Source organism: Lactobacillus sp. ESL0225, from assembly GCF_003692905.1.
GTDB classification, from domain to species: domain Bacteria; phylum Bacillota; class Bacilli; order Lactobacillales; family Lactobacillaceae; genus Lactobacillus; species Lactobacillus bombicola.
Genome location: NZ_REHK01000011.1, coordinates 1 through 18,932, shown reverse-complemented (window position 1 = coordinate 18,932; position 18,932 = coordinate 1). Strand labels below are relative to the sequence as shown.

Annotated in this window: 19 protein-coding genes; 2 read left to right on the top strand and 17 right to left on the bottom strand. The window is 33.1% G+C overall.

From position 1 onward, the window contains the following. Nucleotides 1–218: 218 nt before the first annotated feature. Nucleotides 219–725 carry a hypothetical protein gene (locus F5ESL0225_RS07960; protein ID WP_122048226.1) on the bottom strand — a complete coding sequence of 169 codons (507 nt, stop codon included), beginning with the start codon at nt 723–725 and terminating at the stop codon, nt 219–221. Beyond that, a complete protein-coding gene (locus F5ESL0225_RS07955; RefSeq protein ID WP_122048225.1) occupies nt 726–1,133 on the bottom strand; it encodes a hypothetical protein in 408 nt (135 codons plus the stop codon). It lies immediately after the preceding gene. 194 nt (nt 1,134–1,327) lie between these two features. Between F5ESL0225_RS07955 and F5ESL0225_RS07950 the strand changes: the two genes are divergently transcribed. Continuing rightward, on the top strand, nt 1,328–1,708 hold the full coding sequence (locus F5ESL0225_RS07950; protein WP_122048224.1) for a hypothetical protein: 381 nt from the start codon (nt 1,328–1,330) through the stop codon (nt 1,706–1,708). Between the two features lie 167 nt (nt 1,709–1,875). Continuing rightward, on the top strand, nt 1,876–2,232 hold the full coding sequence (locus F5ESL0225_RS07945) for a hypothetical protein (protein ID WP_122048223.1): 357 nt from the start codon (nt 1,876–1,878) through the stop codon (nt 2,230–2,232). Between the two features lie 388 nt (nt 2,233–2,620). Here the strand turns inward: F5ESL0225_RS07945 and F5ESL0225_RS07940 are convergent, their stop codons facing one another. The 15 genes from F5ESL0225_RS07940 to F5ESL0225_RS07870 all read right to left on the bottom strand — a co-directional run. Beyond that, a complete protein-coding gene (locus F5ESL0225_RS07940; RefSeq protein ID WP_122048222.1) occupies nt 2,621–4,927 on the bottom strand; it encodes a DNA topoisomerase in 2,307 nt (768 codons plus the stop codon). A gap of 14 nt (nt 4,928–4,941) precedes the next feature. After that, nucleotides 4,942–7,125, bottom strand: a complete 2,184-nt coding sequence (locus tag F5ESL0225_RS07935) for a toprim domain-containing protein (RefSeq protein WP_122048221.1) — start codon at nt 7,123–7,125, stop codon at nt 4,942–4,944. A 125-nt stretch (nt 7,126–7,250) separates the two neighbouring features. Beyond that, the gene (locus F5ESL0225_RS07930) at nt 7,251–7,598 is read right to left on the bottom strand and encodes a type II toxin-antitoxin system PemK/MazF family toxin (RefSeq protein WP_122025117.1); all 348 of its coding nucleotides are present in this window, start codon (nt 7,596–7,598) and stop codon (nt 7,251–7,253) included. Between the two features lie 5 nt (nt 7,599–7,603). Then, nucleotides 7,604–7,864, bottom strand: a complete 261-nt coding sequence (locus F5ESL0225_RS07925; RefSeq protein WP_122025118.1) for a type II toxin-antitoxin system PrlF family antitoxin — start codon at nt 7,862–7,864, stop codon at nt 7,604–7,606. 76 nt (nt 7,865–7,940) lie between these two features. Next, nucleotides 7,941–9,617: a MobP2 family relaxase gene (gene mobP2 / locus F5ESL0225_RS07920; protein ID WP_147441733.1), complete on the bottom strand. Its 1,677-nt coding sequence runs from the start codon at nt 9,615–9,617 to the stop codon at nt 7,941–7,943. Nucleotides 9,618–9,626: 9 nt separating this feature from the next. Next, the gene (locus F5ESL0225_RS07915) at nt 9,627–10,013 is read right to left on the bottom strand and encodes a hypothetical protein (protein ID WP_122048219.1); all 387 of its coding nucleotides are present in this window, start codon (nt 10,011–10,013) and stop codon (nt 9,627–9,629) included. 74 nt (nt 10,014–10,087) lie between these two features. Then, a complete protein-coding gene (locus F5ESL0225_RS07910) occupies nt 10,088–10,426 on the bottom strand; it encodes a hypothetical protein (RefSeq protein WP_122025121.1) in 339 nt (112 codons plus the stop codon). A 420-nt stretch (nt 10,427–10,846) separates the two neighbouring features. Next, a complete protein-coding gene (locus tag F5ESL0225_RS07905; protein ID WP_122025122.1) occupies nt 10,847–11,764 on the bottom strand; it encodes a hypothetical protein in 918 nt (305 codons plus the stop codon). Then, nucleotides 11,761–12,183, bottom strand: coding sequence for a conjugal transfer protein TraF (locus tag F5ESL0225_RS07900; RefSeq protein ID WP_122025123.1), 423 nt, complete (start codon nt 12,181–12,183; stop codon nt 11,761–11,763). The genes F5ESL0225_RS07905 and F5ESL0225_RS07900 overlap by 4 nt, the downstream gene beginning before the upstream one ends. A 30-nt stretch (nt 12,184–12,213) precedes the next feature. Further along, nucleotides 12,214–12,837 carry a hypothetical protein gene (locus F5ESL0225_RS07895; protein ID WP_147441732.1) on the bottom strand — a complete coding sequence of 208 codons (624 nt, stop codon included), beginning with the start codon at nt 12,835–12,837 and terminating at the stop codon, nt 12,214–12,216. A gap of 11 nt (nt 12,838–12,848) precedes the next feature. Then, nucleotides 12,849–13,481: a hypothetical protein gene (locus tag F5ESL0225_RS07890; RefSeq protein WP_147441002.1), complete on the bottom strand. Its 633-nt coding sequence runs from the start codon at nt 13,479–13,481 to the stop codon at nt 12,849–12,851. 12 nt (nt 13,482–13,493) lie between these two features. Beyond that, entirely contained in the window at nt 13,494–14,711 is a 1,218-nt protein-coding gene (locus tag F5ESL0225_RS07885; RefSeq protein WP_122025126.1) for a M23 family metallopeptidase, read from the bottom strand. A gap of 1 nt (nt 14,712) precedes the next feature. After that, nucleotides 14,713–16,716, bottom strand: a complete 2,004-nt coding sequence (locus tag F5ESL0225_RS07880) for a VirB4 family type IV secretion system protein (protein WP_122025127.1) — start codon at nt 16,714–16,716, stop codon at nt 14,713–14,715. A gap of 13 nt (nt 16,717–16,729) precedes the next feature. Further along, entirely contained in the window at nt 16,730–17,644 is a 915-nt protein-coding gene (locus F5ESL0225_RS07875; RefSeq protein WP_122025128.1) for a hypothetical protein, read from the bottom strand. A gap of 13 nt (nt 17,645–17,657) precedes the next feature. Continuing rightward, nucleotides 17,658–18,932 (bottom strand): hypothetical protein (locus F5ESL0225_RS07870; protein ID WP_233554111.1); only part of this gene is annotated, 1,275 nt, incomplete at its 5' end.

The following is an 18,932-nucleotide window of genomic DNA, read 5'->3' as shown; positions in this document are numbered from 1 at the left end:
ATAGCACATTTCTTTATATGAACAATAGAGTGTACCTTATTGGTCAAAAAATAACCAATAAAAAATTAAAAGTGATTTAAAGAAAAAGGATAGTCAGTAATTATCAAATCAAGATAACTTAAAATTTTGAATACAAAAAAGCTCCCAGCGGTGGAGCTTATAAAAGCCAAGAAATTCTGAAAGAAATCAAAATTCGATTTTACTTACTAATTATTTGGTTATTTCCACATCGGCGGGATACCACCTTTAAAATAGCGGGTAAGTCCATTATCTTTTACGGTTCCATACATATTATCTATGTGATCTATTTTTTTAAAATCATCAGAAAAGCGCAAAAAATATTTACCGCCTATTGTTACAACACGTGCGTACCAATATTGATATACAGGAGGATTAGGCTTAAGTCCGTTAGAAAATGAATAACTAACTTTTAAACGATAAAAATTTTTACAATTAGGAAGTTTTTTTACTGCTACAAGTTTACCAATGTACTCGTCAGTTTGAAAATGAGTTCTAATTATATAATGCTTGGTTATTGTTGTTACCATGCAGGATATAAACTTTGGTTTTTTTGATTTATAAGAATAACTAATATCGTTGATCCAAGTTTTTCTTAAAATTTTAGGAGAAGTTACTGCGGCGTCAACTTTATTTGTAGAAAAACTTGAAAATCCCATTAACGCAATACTCAATATTACAGTTACTATTCTAACTTTTACTTTCATTTATTTAGAATTATCAACCTCAAAAATTTCAGCAACAGCAAGTGGATCAGACATTACAATTTCTTCTATTTTTTCGATTACTGCAACACTTTGATCATTTTTGATTGCCTCTAATTTCCAATTTTTGAACATATCCATCAATTTACTAGGATAAGTTTGCATATTATCATAGTCTAATTTAGTTTCAACGACTGACTGAATATAGGCGTTTGATAGTATTTTAATCCGCTGCCAGCTAGCTTTATTCAGCTTGCTAGGGTCAAATCTGTATGCTCTGATAGTAGAGTAGGGAATATCTGTTGCTTTACTTAAATTTACTAAATTAATCTGTTTATCACAAATAACCTTTTTTGCTTGATCGAGTTCGTTACCATATTTATCTGTCCATTTATCAATGCGACCGTTCATCGTGGCACTCCTTTTCAATTTATTTGTATTATTATAGCATACATTTGTATATTTAGAAAGTCAAAAAGACCATAAAGTAATCATTTAAATTAAAAAATAAGCATAAAAGATAAAAAAATAATCAATTGTTGTTTAAAATAATCAATAATGATGATATAATATACATATAAATGAGAATAAGGGGACATAAGAATATGTATACAATAACTTTAAAAAATAAAAGTGAAGTTTGGGAAGATATGTATGCAGCTAACTGTATACAGTATCTAATTAGATATAACGGTTTAACTGAAAAAAACATTATTAACGCTTTGTCGTCGATCATTAAAAGAATGAACTTTGATATTGATAGACTACAGGTACTTGACGATATAGGAAATATTATATATTGGATTTTTGACTATAATAATGATATTGAAGTTCTAGAGAACAAAAATGCCAATTCAGACATTTTGCAAAAATTAAAAGATGGGCAACAGAACTTAATAAAAGAATTGCTGTTAAATGATATATGGTGCGATCTAGTTCTAAATGAGTTAGCTAAAATAGATAGTAAAATTATTTTAAAAAAGTAGTAAAAAGGGCAGAGGTTTAAAAGATTGTCCTTTTTGTGTATACATTTTTTTCAGTTAAACTCGGCTTCAGAGCAAAAAAGATTATATAATATTCAATTGTTGTTTACAATAACCAATTTTGATAGTATAATATACTTAAAGATTTAAAAACAAAGGAGAACTTAAAAATGATTGAATGGACAGGGAAAACTACAAACGGGAAAACAATTGGTACTATGATAGCTGAAGACCCACATGACTTATTTTCAAAGTTGGACGCTTGGGTTCGGAACGATAGTACGCCTAATTATTTTGACAGAGATTTAATCGTTGAATTTTTAGAGAAAAAAGATCCAAAGTTTGCAAGACTTAACAAAGATATTGAGCAAGCAGATTATTATGATGATGATGAGTTAGAAGAAAAACTATTTGAAGATCAAACCAACCTAATTTATGAAACTATTGACCAGTTAGATGATGAGGAGGTTTTAGAACTAATTGAGTATGCGGGGGAAGCTTTTATAAACGATATTGAGGTATGTTAATCAAAAAAATAAAAAAATAGCCAATTGTTGTTTACAATAACCAATATTGATAGTATAATATACATAAATAATTAAAAAGACAAAGGAGAACTTAACGAAAGTGATAATAACAAATACTCTGTATATGTAGATGAAGATAGATATGGCACTTTAGAGTTTGATAAAGAGCAAGATTGTTGGGTACTATGGCCAAATAATATTGATGATGGTATAAGCTACTTTGATGACTTGCAAGAAACGGAAGAAACTATCATTGATGAATTAAATGATTACAGTGAATGAGCTGATGATGTACCAGTTGAAAATCTTTATGACTGAAAATAAAGATTTTTCCTAAAAAGCCCTCAAAACGAGGGCTTTTTTTATGAGCTTATAGCTAATTTAAAGATTAACTATATTTTTTGTACTTTTGTACTTTTTTTGGAAAATTTGCTTTAAAGCCAAAACATTTTTTTCCGTTATAAATATAATTTTTGAGTTTTCCAGTTACTGAGTACGGTTTACCGCTTTTACCAATTGCTTGGATAGTAATTTCCTCGCCTAGTAATAATTTTTTTATATCTTGTGGGGAAAAAATATAAGTACCAAATTGCTTTTTAAAGCTTACTTCTTTGTCAGTAGGTGCAAAAGTACCAGTTATATAGTCGTCACTTTTATCTGGTAAGTTGGGACAAAAACCAACAAATTTATATCCTTTATACGTTTGCTCTGCTAATTTACCGCTAACTTTACCTTGTGCGGTATCAAAAGTGATCGTTTTGTCTGCAAAAAGCTGTGTTAACTCGCTTTCGGTAAAACTATGGTTACCCCATTTGCTCTTAATAGCTACTTCTTTACCCTGCCAATTACCAGTAATTTTAGGTACATTCATTTTTTCTTGGCGTTTATTCCACTCAATTTTTGCTTTCTGCAAATCTGGCAAAGAAGTTAGACTAGATTGATTGCTTAACATTGTCTGTTTATCATGAATGATGATGTTAGCCATAGTATTAGGTACCGCCATTGTTGGTATTGCTAATTTGCCCACTTGTTCCATAGCTTCTTGCAATTTTAAGGTTACTTTAGGACTAGCAATTTGCGTGTGCCTACTAATCGCAGCTTGGATTAGTCCTAAATTAGTTAGACTGTATTTCTCTTTTTTATTTTCAATTAATTTATTAGTACCGGTAGACATTTCGGCTAAAGTTGATTCTTGAGTTGCCCCCGTTCCAATATTGTTTTTTGACAAGAAATTGATTACAAAGAGGTGGCTAGGTTCTTTAGGCTTAGGATTTTGTCCTTCAAAAACAAAAGGATTAGCAGTTTCTCTAAAACTAGTTATCGATAATGCTTCATCTTTTTCTTTAAGACTTTCCGAGTTGAAAATATCTTTAAAACCTTGTTCTTGCGGTACTTTAATGGTACTGGTAAAGTCAGGATAAGATACCAGACAAGCATCGGTTTGCTTATAAATGTAATCGCTACCTAAAATTGCTAGGAAAGACCGTGCTAATGTTTCATAAATTATTTTGCCGCAGAGACCGTATTCTTCCTCAACTGCTGTTAAGCTTGAAGGAACATTTGTGCCAGGGCGATTAGCACCATGATCTGCTTTTTTGATAAGAAATTTTGGTCGACAGGTCGTTTGGGTTAATAGCTTAGTATCAAGGTTAATTGCTTGAGCAATTTTTGGTGCTAAGGGTAAAAGTTGGTCAAAATCTTCTTGTGTGATTTTTCGATCAGCCGTTCTGGGATAAGAAACAAGATTATGTTGGTACATTTTTTGATAAATGTCTAGCACTTGTTTTGATTTAAAGCCATGTTTACCAACTATAACTGATAAGTGACTAAGATTTAGCAGTTGTGGTGGTTCCTGCTTTTTTAAAGTTTCGCTAGTCACTTTTATAACTGAAGATTGTAATTTAGTAACATTTTCATTTGCTATATCTTTTAGTTCATAATGCTTTGCGTTTTGCTCTTTAAAAATATGATTGTCCGTATCTTTAAACCGTATTTCATAAAATGGCTTTTTAACATAGTTTTTTCTAGCTTCAAGCTGGTAATTAATTAGTCCAATAATTACTGATTTAAGCCGTCCTAATTTTTGAGTTTTTACATTATAATCAGCTGTTCTTTCAGCAATTAAAGCAATTCTTGACAGTTGCATTGACAAAAAATCAAATCTTTCCCGTGCTATACCTTTTTGGTATTGGCCATACGTTGCTTTATTGCTGACATCAGTAAGTGTGGCCAGAGCCTTTTTAACTGAATTCGGCGATTCGTCTGCAAAGCGGGCACGCAGGACTTTCTTATGCCAACCTATATAATCGACTATTTCTTGACCCAAGACGTCACCTTCTCCTGAAGGATCGTCATCTGTTGCAATGATAAAAGCATCGTGGCCAAGGGCAGCCTTTTTGATTTTGTCAAGTGTCTCTTTAGAATCTTTTTTGGGCTGCTTTTCCCAAGTAAAGTCAGTAGGATTCCAAGGAAAATTTCCTAAGTTAGTCCAGTCCTTATATTTGGCCACCTTATCTGGTGCCACCATTTCATGAGGTTCCTTTAGCTCAAGCAAGTGCCCGTGTGCCGCGATAATATCGTAGCTATCTGTTCCGGAGCCGCCGGGTATTAAATTGATAAATCCACTAAAACCGCCTAAAGCTTCAGCAAAGTGCTGAGCAGCAGAAGGCTTTTCAACTAATATTAAATATTTCATATTATTTCCCTTCTTTATTCAAGTTCCAATCCTTCTTCTCCTAACTCTTGTTCAGTAGTCATTGTTTTTGTCCTTGAAAATGTTTTAGATTTGTAAATTGTTGCTTTTTCATCATTCTTTTTTTGATAAGTTGATCTATTATCTTGAGTCCTGCTTAATGGTTCTTTTTCAAAAATTTGATCTTTTGTGCCAACAAAATCTATTACTTTATCGGCTGCTTTAATTGCACCGCCAAAAATCTCTGCTTGTTGAGCAGTATCAAGTGCTTTCAGAGTTCGTGCGTTATCAGTCCAGTTGGCAATGTAATTAACTGTGTAATCGTGATTATCAATACCATAGTTCTTAGCAACTAGATATGATGTTAATTGTGCCTGCAATTCTCTAATAGGCGTTGATAATGTAGCCGATTCTTTTGATTCATCGGAGTGCAATTGTGCGTGCCCTAGTTCGTGTATTAAAGTTGTTGTTTTTTCAGTTTTAGTATTGGCTGGATTAAGATAGATTGTTTTACTCTTTGGTATGGTTACACCTTTTGCATTGCCAAACATGTTGCTATATTCTGACTCAGAAATATCATGATTAACTTTAAAGCCTAATTGCTCTGCAAATTTATTCAAGCGTTTATCAATGTATTTTTGGTTGCCTTCATTTTTAAAATCAATGTGACGGTTAGGATATAGTTCGGGGTACTTATCTTTGGGCATTGTAGTTTGAGTTACATCAAAAACTGTTCCGCGCGTGAATATTGTCTTTTTAAAAACTTGCAATTTTCCAGTTTTAATTTGAATTTTCTCAGCTGGTGTTGCATATTTGACGTTTACTGCTTTGACTTTATCATCTTTGTCCTTGCGCCAGAAGCTAGATATTTCTAGTGGTACTAAAATTTTAATACCCTTTTCGCCTCTTTTAACAGAATAGCCCAATTTTTTGAATTTTTGAAAGCTACCTATTGCTATCGCTGATTCACGTTGTTGTTCGATTAATAGACGATTTCGAAATGAATAATTGTGAAATTTAGTTAAAAAAGTTAAATAGTCTAATAGCTTTTTAGGATCTGTTATTTTTGAACTGACATCAGCCATTAAGTCATTAACTGTCTTTTTGGTAATATCGGTTTGAATTTCTTTTTTAAGACTATTGCTATCATCTTTTTTAGGGCTTTTTTGTTTTTCTGTAAAGCCCTCTTCTTTTGATTCTAGTGAACTGAACTTCTCCTTTTCTCCTGTTTTTTTAAGCTGGTCATTCCAATCCTTGCCATATTTTTTATTGGGTTGAGCAGCCGTTATTGGTATTTGCTCTCCTTGATTATTAGTGAAACGATATTCTTTCATTTCTTTGACAAAATTATTGCCCGCTTCGTCATTGTCAACCCCTAACGCAATAGATTTAATACCTTTGCCAACTTGTGCTAATTGTGTGTCTGTTATTGTTAAATATAAGTTAGCAACATGTGGTTTTAAGCCGTCTAATGCAATAAACCGTGTATTATTAAGCTTGTCAGGTGCTAATTGGTAGTAGGACATTGCGTCAATTGGTGACTCAAAAAAACGTATATTTTCGGGCTGCCCAATATCAAAATACCAAGCCGATTTTGGTGCAGAGTTTTGAGCAATTCCTTTAAAAGTACCACGTTTAGGATATTTTTTGTAATCAATGTATGTTCCTTGCTTGCTAGCACCAATTACTTTACCTGTAAACGGATCAAGCCGTTTAAAAATAATATTATTATTCTGATCTTGATCTAGAAAATTATGTTTATGCAGCCAATCCACTAATTGAGGCTTGATTTGACGTTCGGAAACTAGATACTCTTTAGCTTCAGAAATAGAGTCCACAATTTGGTCTTTAGGATATACATAGGGTGTTTTTTGTTCTGCTAAAGTAGTTATGTTGCTATTATCAAAAGTTTCTATTTTATTGGCAATTTCTTTAATCACGGCATACAACGATGGTTTATCAAGATTTTGTTCAGCTAAAACATAATTTTTAATAAATGACCATCCACCTACACCACCGATTTGGCGTGAATTTTGATACCAAGCATTTTTGGTTGGCGTGATTACTAGGCTATCGTGGTCAATTCCTCGAAACGTTCGACCTTCGTTTCGTAATTCGATGCCCAAGATATTACATAACTCAATAATATCTGCTTGATATATTTTGTCGTACCATGAATTAGCTTCTTTTTGCTCAGCCATAATTTTTTCCTTTCAAAACAAAAAGCGCTTAGGAACTTGCCTAAACGCTTGTCTATTAGTTTGTTAATAATAAAAAAGCCTAACTATTAGCTTTATTGCTTATAGTTAGGCTTTACTTTTTCTGCTTAATAAAATTGACTGAGGATTTTACATATCCTCTTCATTTCAAGACTAGTCAATTTTGTCTCCAGTTTACCTCCAATCCGCTGTCTTGGGTCAACTGCCCGTGCTTGTTGTAATAGTGCTGTCCCGTGGATATTGTCTTTATCTATTTTAATAAACATTGGCGACTTGACATATTTTTCTTCAGTCAGATATTTTTTTGCAGTGCTGATTGGTACAGTGATCACTGTATTAAAAATACGATTATAGTTGTTATTGCTTACGATTAAGCATGGTCGCTTCTTTTGTGTCTCTGTGCCCTTGGCAGGATTGAGGTCTAACCAAATAATATCTCCCTGTTCTAATTTCATTATTTTTAAATTCCCTTCTTTTCGTCATCACACCAATCAAACTCTGAAACATCAATATTGCCGTACTCTGTTGCCTGTTCTGTAATAACGTCCCATATATTCTTCTTAATCGAAGATACTACTACTGTATTGTTTTCTCGAATATCCCAGCTAATCATGTCTGTCGGTTTAATATCTAAAAACTTTCGAATGATTTTAGGAATTGTAATCTGATTTTTTGCAGTTAAAGTTGAAGTTACCGTGTTTTTCTTATAAAAAGGTTCCATTTTATTTGCTCCTTTGGCTTAAATTCAATGTATGAAATGAAAAGTAAGGCAAAAGTAAGGCAAAATTTTTCTATTTTTAGCGCCTTTCTTGTTCATAGCTAATTTCTTGTTGTGTGCGTTCAAAAATGCTTAATGCTCGCTGTTTTTCAAAAGTTGTTAAACTTTTTTCGCATTGTCTCTTCATTCGATTATATGCAATATTACTTGCCTTTTCCGTCAATATTGGTTTAATGGCTTTTTTTAAGCCTTTCTCCAGTCCCTTTTTATGTTTGAGATACTTTAATTCTTTAATTTGCTGATCTTTATTGTGGTTGATTTTTGATCTTGCAAAATTATTACTGTGTGGTTTGTGAGTAGAATCATAATTATTGTTGGTGGATTTTTGATTGAATCTAGTTTCAGTTTTGTGGTCAGAACTTTGTTCGTTAAAGTGATTAACTTCTTGATCAATCTTTTTGATTTCGTTTAATAGCGAATTGCCTGCTCGTTTTTTAAAATCAGTCCATTTTGCAGTTGAATCGTTAATGCGGTTATCTTTTGCTTGACCATACATTTCACGATAGTGTTCACGATAATTGCTAAAAAGCTTATTCCATTTTTGGTAATTTGGATCATCGTTCATTACCAAATCAACTAACTTATTCAATGATTGGCGTTGACTACTATTGAGATTAGCCCACCGCCATTTTTTTCGATCTTCTGGCAATTTTTGAATAAAATCATTTAATTCACGCTGAAAACTAGGTTCTTTAATTGATTTACTAAAGGCTTGAGTCATGCCTTTGGTAATTTGATTTCGTCGCAAACTCATATCCCGTAAAAGTTCTGATGTGTCAAACATTTCATTTGTAAAAGCGTGTTTCATTGCTTCAATAGTTTTAAGTTTCCGCCAGCCTTTCGGTTCAATATGGGTAACTCCGTTATCATCTTTCCATTTTTTTAATGGTCGTGAATTTGCTGCTTCAACAGTACCAAAATGAATATGAATATTATCAGTATTACGGTGGATTGCTGCCGTCCAGAATGGATTATTAAGCTTTTCTTTTTCTGTCAAAGTTTCCATCATTTTTTTACTTGCTTTCCTAATACCTGATTCATCTAGATAACCTGTTGTTGGATCAAAGACTCCCATCTTTCGCAAATATTCATTATCAAAAGAAATTACATCTTGCCACAGGATTGAGTTGTTAGCTTGAGCTGATCTCATTTTGTCTCTAATGTGACCAAGGTCACTTAGTTTAATCGTATCTTGTTCGCTAGAAAAATATCCTTGTAAAATTTTATTTTTACCAACATTGGGAGCGTCATATTTTGCTGCACCTTGAGTAACTCGCTCCAATTCTGCTTGCTCTTTTTTGGATAAACCTTCACTATTTTGTTTTTCCGCAAGTGCTTGCTTTCTCATCATATAGCCAATATATTTACTATAATCTTGAGCATTAAGTTCGATAAAATTGGCTTTGTTTAATTCTGCAATACTAGCTTGCGCTAATTTTGATTTTTTATTAACTGAAGAATAATGTTTACTGACAATTTCTAGATTAGGTTCGGTTAAGTTATGCAATAATTCTTTTCGTTGCAGGTATTCAGTTTCTTCTTCTGGTGTTAAATAAGATAGCTTTTCTAATGCTTCTTTGCGTGCCATATAGTCAACACTGTAACTTCCATAATCATTGCTTCTGTTTTGACTGGTTGATGTTGGTCGTGCGTATACAAATTCGCTCGTTAAAACTATGTGCGGTGCCTTTGCCAAAACAACCACCTACTTTCTATATGCTTTTCTTTCCTGTGCATTTTTAATTTTTTTATCTACAATTTTCATTGCAGTTTCTTCTAAATTTTTAGAAACTCCGTGTCTGACAAATTGCAAATCTTTGAGATAACATAACTCGCCAATTAATTCATTTCCTAATTCCACATTTTTGTCAGTCGCACTCAACTGCAATAATACTTTTTCCAATTTTTCAAGAATTAAATCGTCCTTATTTACTTCTTTATTTGTTTTTTCTAAGTTATCAATAGCAATATGGATTACATCTGCTATGCTATTTATAATTACATTTTCCTGTTTAATTTTTTCAATTGTTTTCCAGTCATCTTCTCGGATAAGAATATGTTTATCAATTAATTTATTTTGATTTTTATTCACTATGATTTCCTTTCGTCATGCTGAGAAGGTCATTCTACGGTCAAGTTCATCTATTAAGTGATAATTTGTGCAATTTAATGATCATACCAACGCTCTTTTTTTTCATCTGATAATCCAGGTAGATTTTCAATTAAGTTAATTGCTTCGGTTGTCTTTCCAGTCGTAAAACTAATGAGTATTTGTTTTAACAGCTCAACTTCTAATTCTGCTAAATCATTTTGATGTTGTAGTAAGATTTCATATTTTGTACGTTGATAATTTTCCAACTCATTATTAACTCGGTTCGTGATAATTAGTTTGATGTAATCATTTCTACTTAATTTCTTTTCTCTGTGGGTATTAAGTTGGGCAACTTGTTGATCTAACTTTTCAATTACTTTCTCGGGTATATTGCGGATTAAAATGTTAACCATTGCCTTCTTTACCCCTTTCTTCTTTTTACTAAATTAGTGTATTTTTTGATGAAATATTGATTTTTTGATATTCAACTTCTAAAGACATATCTAATTTCACAAACTTTTAGTGAAGAGCATAAGGGAAACCTGCTATCACTTACCAAAGGTAAGTGGATAGCTTGGCGGTGCCAAGCGGTTTCTGGGCATTCGCTATTGATATCACTTTCACTTCTAAATTTCCATAGTTATGGTGGGTCTAAAAGACTTATATATCAACAATCTTCCATAATATGGTTGTGAAATTCCATAGTATGGTGGGTCAAACTCCATACTATGGAGGGGTATATAAAATCTTTATATATCAAGCTTTATCTTCATTTCATGAATTTAGTCGATTTCTTGTTGTTTAACAAAAAAAGCAGTTATAAAACTGCTTTTTTAATTCATAATTGTGACATGATTGATTCGATTTTGGTAGTCGTTAATCTCCTTTTTACAATCACTAATTTCTTTTTTCTGTTCTGCAATATCATTTTCAGTATCATCAATTTGGTCTTGTAGCTCGCTCTTATTTTGCTTCAAAGCATTTTCCATTTTGCCATTTAATTTTGCCAAAAGTTTGCTATCATCTTCAATAACGTTTTTCTTTTCTTTGATTTTTTTATTTAAATTAGTTAGTTTTTGTTGATAATTTTTAAGTGCAAATTTTTTATAATCTTCGACATAATAACTATCATTATTGATTCTCAAATTCGTATTTTTAGCAACTTGTTCTTCTTTTAAATAGAAAGTAACTTCTGTATTTGCGCAATCAGTATTAATTGCTCTTTTTATTTTTTCTGGTGTAATTTTATACGCTAAAAGTCCATAACCTGCGTCTACACCTTGAGTTATTATTACTAGGTAATGATCGTTAACTCTCATAATCCTAGTTGGATATTTGGTCTTTTTATTATGTCGAATTTCATCTCCAATTGAATATTCAATTGAATATTTGATGTTAGCTAAATTACGATCATCTTTAGCGTCATCAATATCATTCTGATTGCCAATAAAAAATTCGCTAATTAATAATTTTGAGTCTGGATTATAAGTGCTTTTAACTTTTTTAATTGTCGCACTTTGAGTAACACTGGTGTTGTTATAAAACTGTGTCGGAATGTTATATTGCTCTTTTTTTGTCATACAAATTGGCACAATTAAAATTATGGCAAGTATTGCCCAAAAAATTGTTGTATGCTTAAGATATTTTTTTCGATCAAGATAGGGGTCTTGAGGTTTATATTCTTCTTCCTTAGTCTCGATTCCAAAAGCATTTTTAATTCTTTCAATTAGCCCTTCAAAATAATCATTCATTTACTCGCCACCTTACTTATTTTATTTACTTTTTTTGTAAAAAATTTTCTAATGTTATCAAAATTAGAACCTGTATACCGCTTGATTTCATTTCCGTTGCGGTTAATTAAAATAAAAGTTGGTACAGCGCTAACGTGGTAATTATTTATTGCTTTTTCGTGATTTTGCCCGTTATTAGTATTAATGTATTGAACTGGTGTACCCAATTTTTCAAATAAATTAACTAATAAAAATACATGCTTGCAGTTTGGACAATCATCTCGATAGAAAAACAAAATACTAGCTTTTTTCTCAATCTTGACGGCTGATCTATCTTCTCTTTCTTTAGCAATATAATTATTAACACCGATTATCGCTATTCCTAATATTAAAAAAAGACTGGCAATCAGTACCAGTCTTTTAACTATTTTATTAATCACTTTCTTCTTCTTTCTTTATATCTGTTGGATTTAATTTTCATGTTTGAAATTAAATCCAAGTAACGTAAATTCAATAAATTTTTTGCTTCTACTATCGTATTTAAAAAGATACCAACTTGTTTGATTTCGTTTACCAACAAAATTAATTGAAGAAATAATTGTATTTTCTGATATTATTCCTGAATAAATCCCTTGTTCGTTAGCTGAATTAATATATAAATTCGTATTAAGATGTTCAACATTTTCTTTAAATCTATTAATATCTCTAACTTCTTTAATATTTAGTCCAGTATCTGATAATGCTTGATTGGTCGCATATCTTGGTAAATTTTGATTGCGAATATTTAATTCAGTTGAAGTTTCATTTTCTTTAATCGTATCTAATAATTTGAATAATGCTTGCCCGTTATTTTGCATTAACCCTACTGTTTTATTTTCTTTTTCATTAATTTTTGCAATAGGATCATGCTGTATTTTTTGAGTATGTTTGGCGCTAGAAAGCATATCTATTTGCTTTTCTTTTTGTGCTAATGAACTTTTGGCACTAACAACTTGTTGATCAATTTGTGCTTGCTCATGTTTAAAATATCCGATTACTCCTATTCCAAGTATTGTAATTACACTTGCAATACTTATTTGTATTTTCTTATTCAAGTTTTTCACTCCTATTCATCTTCTTCATAGCCTTTTAACTGAGGATTTTGTAAGTTTCTTAAACTAGCAGTGTTAACTTTTTGCTTTTGTAAATCATAGTCAATATTAATGATTCTAATTACTCCGTATTTTAAATAATTAGGCTTATAACGAACAATCGCAACTGCTTTTGCATGACTTAAATCTGAAACATCATTAAATCCAATATCTGCTTTTGCAGGCTTCGTAATTGTAAATTTGAATTTAGCATTTGCTGTAGCACTGTATGTGTCATCTGGCAAGCCGTTCAATTTATATAATTTTGTATCAAAATCTCTGCCAAATAAATCGTCTAACTCTTGGCGGTGTTGATTATACTCTGTACTATCCTTATAACCACCTAATGCCTTTGATAAGCCTTGTGATAGTTTGCTAGCAGCTTGTTTTTTAGCTGCAACCAAATCAAAGGTTGTCTGCTTTTCGACCTTTACAGGGGCGTTTGATGCTTTCTTGGCTTGGTTGATTATCTTATCGCTATTTTGTATTTCTTCATTAATCTGGGACAATTTGTTTTCATTTGGTCTAGAAGCAAAAGCAACAATCATTACTACTCCTGCTAACGTCCAACTAAAATATTGCCAAACTTTTAGATTATTCTTTTTCATTTCCATTCCTTTCTATTTTCCTAGTCCATGTTCTATTACTTTTATCGGATTTAACCAACAATCTGGGTGATCAAATCCATTAGCAACTGGGGAACCTATTTGATTCATAGTAGGATTTTTCTTATTAGTAGTAATTCCTAAGTGAACATGAGTGTCTGTAATAGTGCCTATTTTTTCTCCTATTTTTACAGTATCGCCTTGCTTAACATGTATATCGCCTTTACTAGAAAATCCTTCTTGATAAATAATATTGTAATCGCCTGCTTTTTCCCAAATATAATATTTGGCTGCGCCATTATAGCCTACTTTATATATTTTACCGCTTGTAACAGCTAATACTGCTGAACCATTATGGACACCATTTAAACCGTTTGAAAAATCAAAACCATCGTGAAAATTAGTGCTGCCACGAGAATATGAAGTGTGCCCATATTGTCCGCCATCTAAACTATTTGGCGTCCCTTTAATTGACGCAAATGGCCATGCCCACTTACCGCTATAACTGCTATTATCATCACTGTTTGTGTCAGGACATATATTACTGCCATCATTAGCCGTATCAACATCGTCAGATCCGTTTGAACCAGTCGATACCTTAATTTTACCGTTGCTGTATTTCTTGACAAACTCTTTATAGTGGTCAAATTTATACTGACCTAGCGACACATAGTGATCTATGGTATCCCCCATATAGCCGCCATGTTTAGCTGTTACAACAAAATCATACCAAGTCTTAGGCTTTTTATTGCCTAGCATATTCTTAATTGTATTGCGGTATATGGTAGCAAAAGCTCCAATATCTTTAAAGTGCGCATAATGATCGCCTTCGCTTGATATATTGCCAGGTCTCGCTATACTTGCAAAAGATGGATTGTATTTTACGCCACCAAAATTATTATCCTCAATTACTTCTTTGTCGTTTTCGTTAAGTCCAGTTTCTGCGCTTATTTGAGCAAAAACAAGGGCTGGATTAATGTGTAAATCAGCACCTACGGCTTCTGCCACTGCTATTGCCTTACTAGTAACAGTTTTACCATATCCGCTAACGTTAATACTGCCACTGCTATCATCTGTTTGTTGCTGACATGTTTGACTTTGCCAAGATAATAGTAGGGTCACTATTGTTCCGCCAATACTTGAAACACCAGCAATTAGAACTGCTCCAAATCCAAAAAAAGTGGCTGCTATTAACAACCACTTTATCCATTTATGTTTTAACCGTTGGCGCATTTTAAACGCCTCCGTTAAACAGTGCTAATTCTGATTGGCTAGGTTCAACCTGCATATGATAGCGTTGTGTAGTTCCAATGGTTACGATACATTGCCCCTGTTCTTCTTTGGGAATCTGTTCATAGTCAGTATCACTTAAAGTTGATCCTAACAACCTGTTAAGTTTTTCTAGCTGTCCAGCTTCGTGTCTAAACGTTACTTTATACTGGCAAAATAAGACAATTGATTTTAACAATTCTAGATCGGCTGAGGATACGTTATCGGGTAACATTGCACCTAAATCTTGTGTCGCAAAAGTAATTCCAGCAAAATATTTTCTAAATTCTCGCGACATATTAACAATCTGTTGCACGGCAATCATGTTATTAGGATTAATAATGTTGTGACATTCGTCAAAATAGATAGAGAAATATTGTCGATCCTTATCTACTTTGTCCACCTGTTTTAATCCATTAATAACTGCCTGATTCTGGATCAAATTAAGCGTGGAAAACAATTGTGCATGATAGATGTTAGGTTCCATTTTTGAAATACTTGATGTATCAAACGAAACTATTTGCACATCATTTAAATCTCTTAAGCTTGAATATCCGTCAAAGAGATTGCCATAATTTTCAATCATATTGTCTAAAGCAATATTAATTTGCTCATAGCTATTGCGGCGTTTAGCAGTCGCATGTATTTGATCTAAAAATTCATTAGTCGTAATCTTTTTAACGTACGTTCGGAAATCTGACAAAATAGGATATTGGTTAGGTTGTAAGCCCGTGATATGGATTTTTTCAGGGTGCTTTTGCCAATCAGCTGGCAATAAGCCATAACTTACATAAAAATGTTGGAGCAGTGAACTAAATTCTTGCTTGGTCGTTTCGTCAATCTGATTATTCATGACATTACTAAACAGAACCAGTACGTTGGCAACATGTTGCCTAAAACTTGCCATTTCATCAACTGTTTTTTGATCATTGTCAATTGTGGCAGAAGCTAATACTTGTAGAGGATTAATCATACCTTCTTTCCCATCGAGATTAATTACGACTCCTCCTTGTGACTTAACCAAGCGAGTATATTCGCCTGCTTTGTCAATGATTCTAACAAAGTAACCACGATCAAAATCACTCTTTTCATTCATCTTTAGAAAAGTGGATTTTCCCGACCCCATCTGTCCTAAAACCAGCATATTGTACGATGTACGTTCGGAAGTGTGCGCAAATCGATCAAATACAAATGGACCATTGGTTGAAGTTCTGCCATACAATGTACCATGTTCATCAAGTAAATCTTCGCCTTGAAATGGTACACCTCCACCAATAACCGCCGCTCCCATAGTTGTTGCTGCGGGAGTTATTAATGATGCGCTTGCTTCTGAAAAACTCTCGTTCCATGATTTAAATTGTTCTGGTAGCGTAAATTGATACACAGTACCACGATAGCCGTCTCCGCTTAATGTACGCTTTATTTCGCTAATTCTTGATTGTAAAGCCGCTTCTGTATCAGCGTATACTTTGATCTGAATTCTAATCGCTTTAGGTATTTCCGCACCAGAATTAAATTGTTTAGCTAATTCACGCAAATCGATCTGTTCTTGATCGGCGGAATCCATATCCGTTTGATACCGCCCTTTTCGTGCTTGATCTTGCTTTTCAGTAATTGAACGGTTTAACTGATCACGAATTTTATCAATTTTTTCTGTATGAACATCAATTTTGCACATTGTAAAATCGTTACCGATAATTTGATATAGCCATAGTAGATTAGGGTCTTTACGATAACTTATGATTGTAAGATAAGTAAAAAAGCTACCGCCAGTTGCAGCGTATTGATCGTAAAATCGAATTCCTCCTTCTGGTTGGATAGCGGATATAAATTTTAAATCATAACCCTTTCGGGCTAATCTAGAATCATCTTCTGCCGAAAAAAGTTGTTTTCCGTTATCTTTTCTTTTTAAGTGATTTCTATATTCTCCATACAGAATTTTTCGTAGAACTTCTTTAGTTTTATTCAATTCTATTTCCTTTCTATTCGTTAATCGGATTATTTATTGAATTGAAAACATCAATCGTCTGTTTCCGATTGAGTTCACGTGGTTTAAGCCTAGGTGCCCCCATTTTGTAAAATTCAGTGCGTGACCGAACGTCCTTAATGCTATTGCCAAACAATTCAACGTAATATTTTTTTGAACTGTAAAGATCTGTGCGACATTCAATGTTATCTGCCGCTGCGATTTTTTCAGTTAAATCTCTAGCTCTGCGTATTCCTGCAGGACTAGAATCGCATTTTTGGCGCAAATAGCGCCAATACTGTTGATTATTTGACATATCTATTTTTGAAGCCATTGATATGTAGGAACAGTCTTCAACGTAAGTACGACTTACCTTGGTTAAGCTATCTTGCCATTCTCTTAAGCCAGAGTCGGGCAAATTGAATAAGTCTGTTGAATCTAGTTGTAGAAAACGTGAAGCTTTACCATTTACATAAGTTAAAATGCCATCTTCAGTACAATTGATTGGCATATTCAATGACAAGGTGTTTTTTAGTTCTCTTTCAGCTTCTTTTTGCTTTTTTCGCTTATTATTAATCAAAGAATTTGTTCCCTCCTTTTCCTTAGTTTGTAACTTTTCTTGTGATTCATTAGTTACGCTTATTGGTAAATACTTAGCAGTATCTTGTAATAAAACAAAAAACAGTACCCGCCAATTTCTCATATTGGGTGCTGCTTTTGTTCTTTTAACTATGCTAATTCCAATTAACAATCCGCATATTCCTACTATAATTTGGACAGTTTGAGCTACATTAAAAATTTGACTAATTCTAATGCTGAATAGTATGCAAAATAAGATGATTACAATATCAACAACGGGTGCAAACCAAAACATTATTGCTGCTTTAGTTGTTTTTGGAATCATCATCTGCTTACGATTATAATTATCCATTCATTGACCCTCCCTACTTTCTTGCTCTTGGTGGTTTAGGCTGTGAATTATTATTATCTCGAAGTTGATGTACCCGTGATTGAGGTTGTTGTTCATTTTTGGTATATTCACTAATTGGTCTATCTTTAATATCACTTGTTTTAGCTGAACTCTTGTTATTTGAAGGCATAAATTTGGTACCGTCAAGATTAATGCTAGGCACGCCATTACTACGTACATTATTAATATCTTGAGACCACTCATCTTCTGTGTACGGCAATTTAGTTATTGGATTGAAATTAATTGGTTCATAATTGCTGTCTTTAGATAATAAATCATTATATTTATCATATTGAGCAGCCATTTTTTTCCAAGTCGAAAAATCGTTTGCCTTTGTCGGCTGCTTTTTACTATTTGGATCTTCATTAGTAGCTGATCCATACGTACTAACAGGCTGATCATACAACGAACTGTAATTATCTTCTTCAGAATTATCATTATTAATATCATTAGGCTTTTTAAAATCTTCTTGTGGCTTGTTAACCGAATTGTTTTCATTGTCGGAAGCGCCAAAGATTTTTGCAACTTTGCCTGCAAATCCTTCATATCCAGTTTGTGCTTCATCTAAAGCTTTGCTTGCCTTATTCTGAATATCAGTTGCCTTCTTCATTGCTTGCGGTGTTTGCGTCAATGGCGGCAAACCGTCCGTGGTTATATTTCCATTATCTGAATTATTAATGTTAGATAATATCTTGTTACCACTCTGATCAAAACCTGCCATCTTGTTAATTGCATTTTGTCTTGCGCCTTGTTGAGCTTGCTTCTTTGCCGCTCTCTGAATGCTTCCAGTTGTGTTAAGCTTGTCTGCCATACCACTGATCTTATTTTTAGCACGACTAGGTACACTCAATGCAGCTGCACCTAAATTAGCAGTTTGTTGTCCTAAATAAAATGCGGAACCCATTGCTCTTAAGCCACGCTGTGCGCCTGTATCAACGTTAAAGAATTCTGCGACTTTGCTATTACCAGTTATTAACATTACCGTTGCCGCTAACATGAATATTGCAAATCCCCATACGCCCTTGATACTCGCATTAGCCCATGTACATGCTGCTTGATAGAACGCCAATTCAAATGCTTGTAAACTAACTAGTAATATTGCAGAGGTTAATGATGTAATAACCCGTTTAGTCTTTTGTCCCGTATCAAGATCAGTTGCAGTGATTACTGTACTTAAAATATCAATTACTACAATGTCGATAAATGATTTCACAATTGCATATCCTGCAAATAGAGAAGCAATTGTTAA

Bases quoted from the DNA above. Each gene is read 5' to 3' on its own strand.
- F5ESL0225_RS07960 (WP_122048226.1), bottom strand. From the start codon at position 725: ATGAAAGTAAAAGTTAGAATAGTAACTGTAATATTGAGTATTGCGTTA.
- F5ESL0225_RS07955 (WP_122048225.1), bottom strand. From the start codon at position 1,133: ATGAACGGTCGCATTGATAAATGGACAGATAAATATGGTAACGAACTC.
- F5ESL0225_RS07950 (WP_122048224.1), top strand. From the start codon at position 1,328: ATGTATACAATAACTTTAAAAAATAAAAGTGAAGTTTGGGAAGATATG.
- F5ESL0225_RS07945 (WP_122048223.1), top strand. From the start codon at position 1,876: ATGATTGAATGGACAGGGAAAACTACAAACGGGAAAACAATTGGTACT.
- F5ESL0225_RS07940 (WP_122048222.1), bottom strand. From the start codon at position 4,927: ATGAAATATTTAATATTAGTTGAAAAGCCTTCTGCTGCTCAGCACTTT.
- F5ESL0225_RS07935 (WP_122048221.1), bottom strand. From the start codon at position 7,125: ATGGCTGAGCAAAAAGAAGCTAATTCATGGTACGACAAAATATATCAA.
- F5ESL0225_RS07930 (WP_122025117.1), bottom strand. From the start codon at position 7,598: ATGAAATTAGAACAGGGAGATATTATTTGGTTAGACCTCAATCCTGCC.
- F5ESL0225_RS07925 (WP_122025118.1), bottom strand. From the start codon at position 7,864: ATGGAACCTTTTTATAAGAAAAACACGGTAACTTCAACTTTAACTGCA.
- F5ESL0225_RS07910 (WP_122025121.1), bottom strand. From the start codon at position 10,426: ATGGTTAACATTTTAATCCGCAATATACCCGAGAAAGTAATTGAAAAG.
- F5ESL0225_RS07905 (WP_122025122.1), bottom strand. From the start codon at position 11,764: ATGAATGATTATTTTGAAGGGCTAATTGAAAGAATTAAAAATGCTTTT.
- F5ESL0225_RS07890 (WP_147441002.1), bottom strand. From the start codon at position 13,481: ATGAAAAAGAATAATCTAAAAGTTTGGCAATATTTTAGTTGGACGTTA.
- F5ESL0225_RS07885 (WP_122025126.1), bottom strand. From the start codon at position 14,711: ATGCGCCAACGGTTAAAACATAAATGGATAAAGTGGTTGTTAATAGCA.
- F5ESL0225_RS07875 (WP_122025128.1), bottom strand. From the start codon at position 17,644: ATGGATAATTATAATCGTAAGCAGATGATGATTCCAAAAACAACTAAA.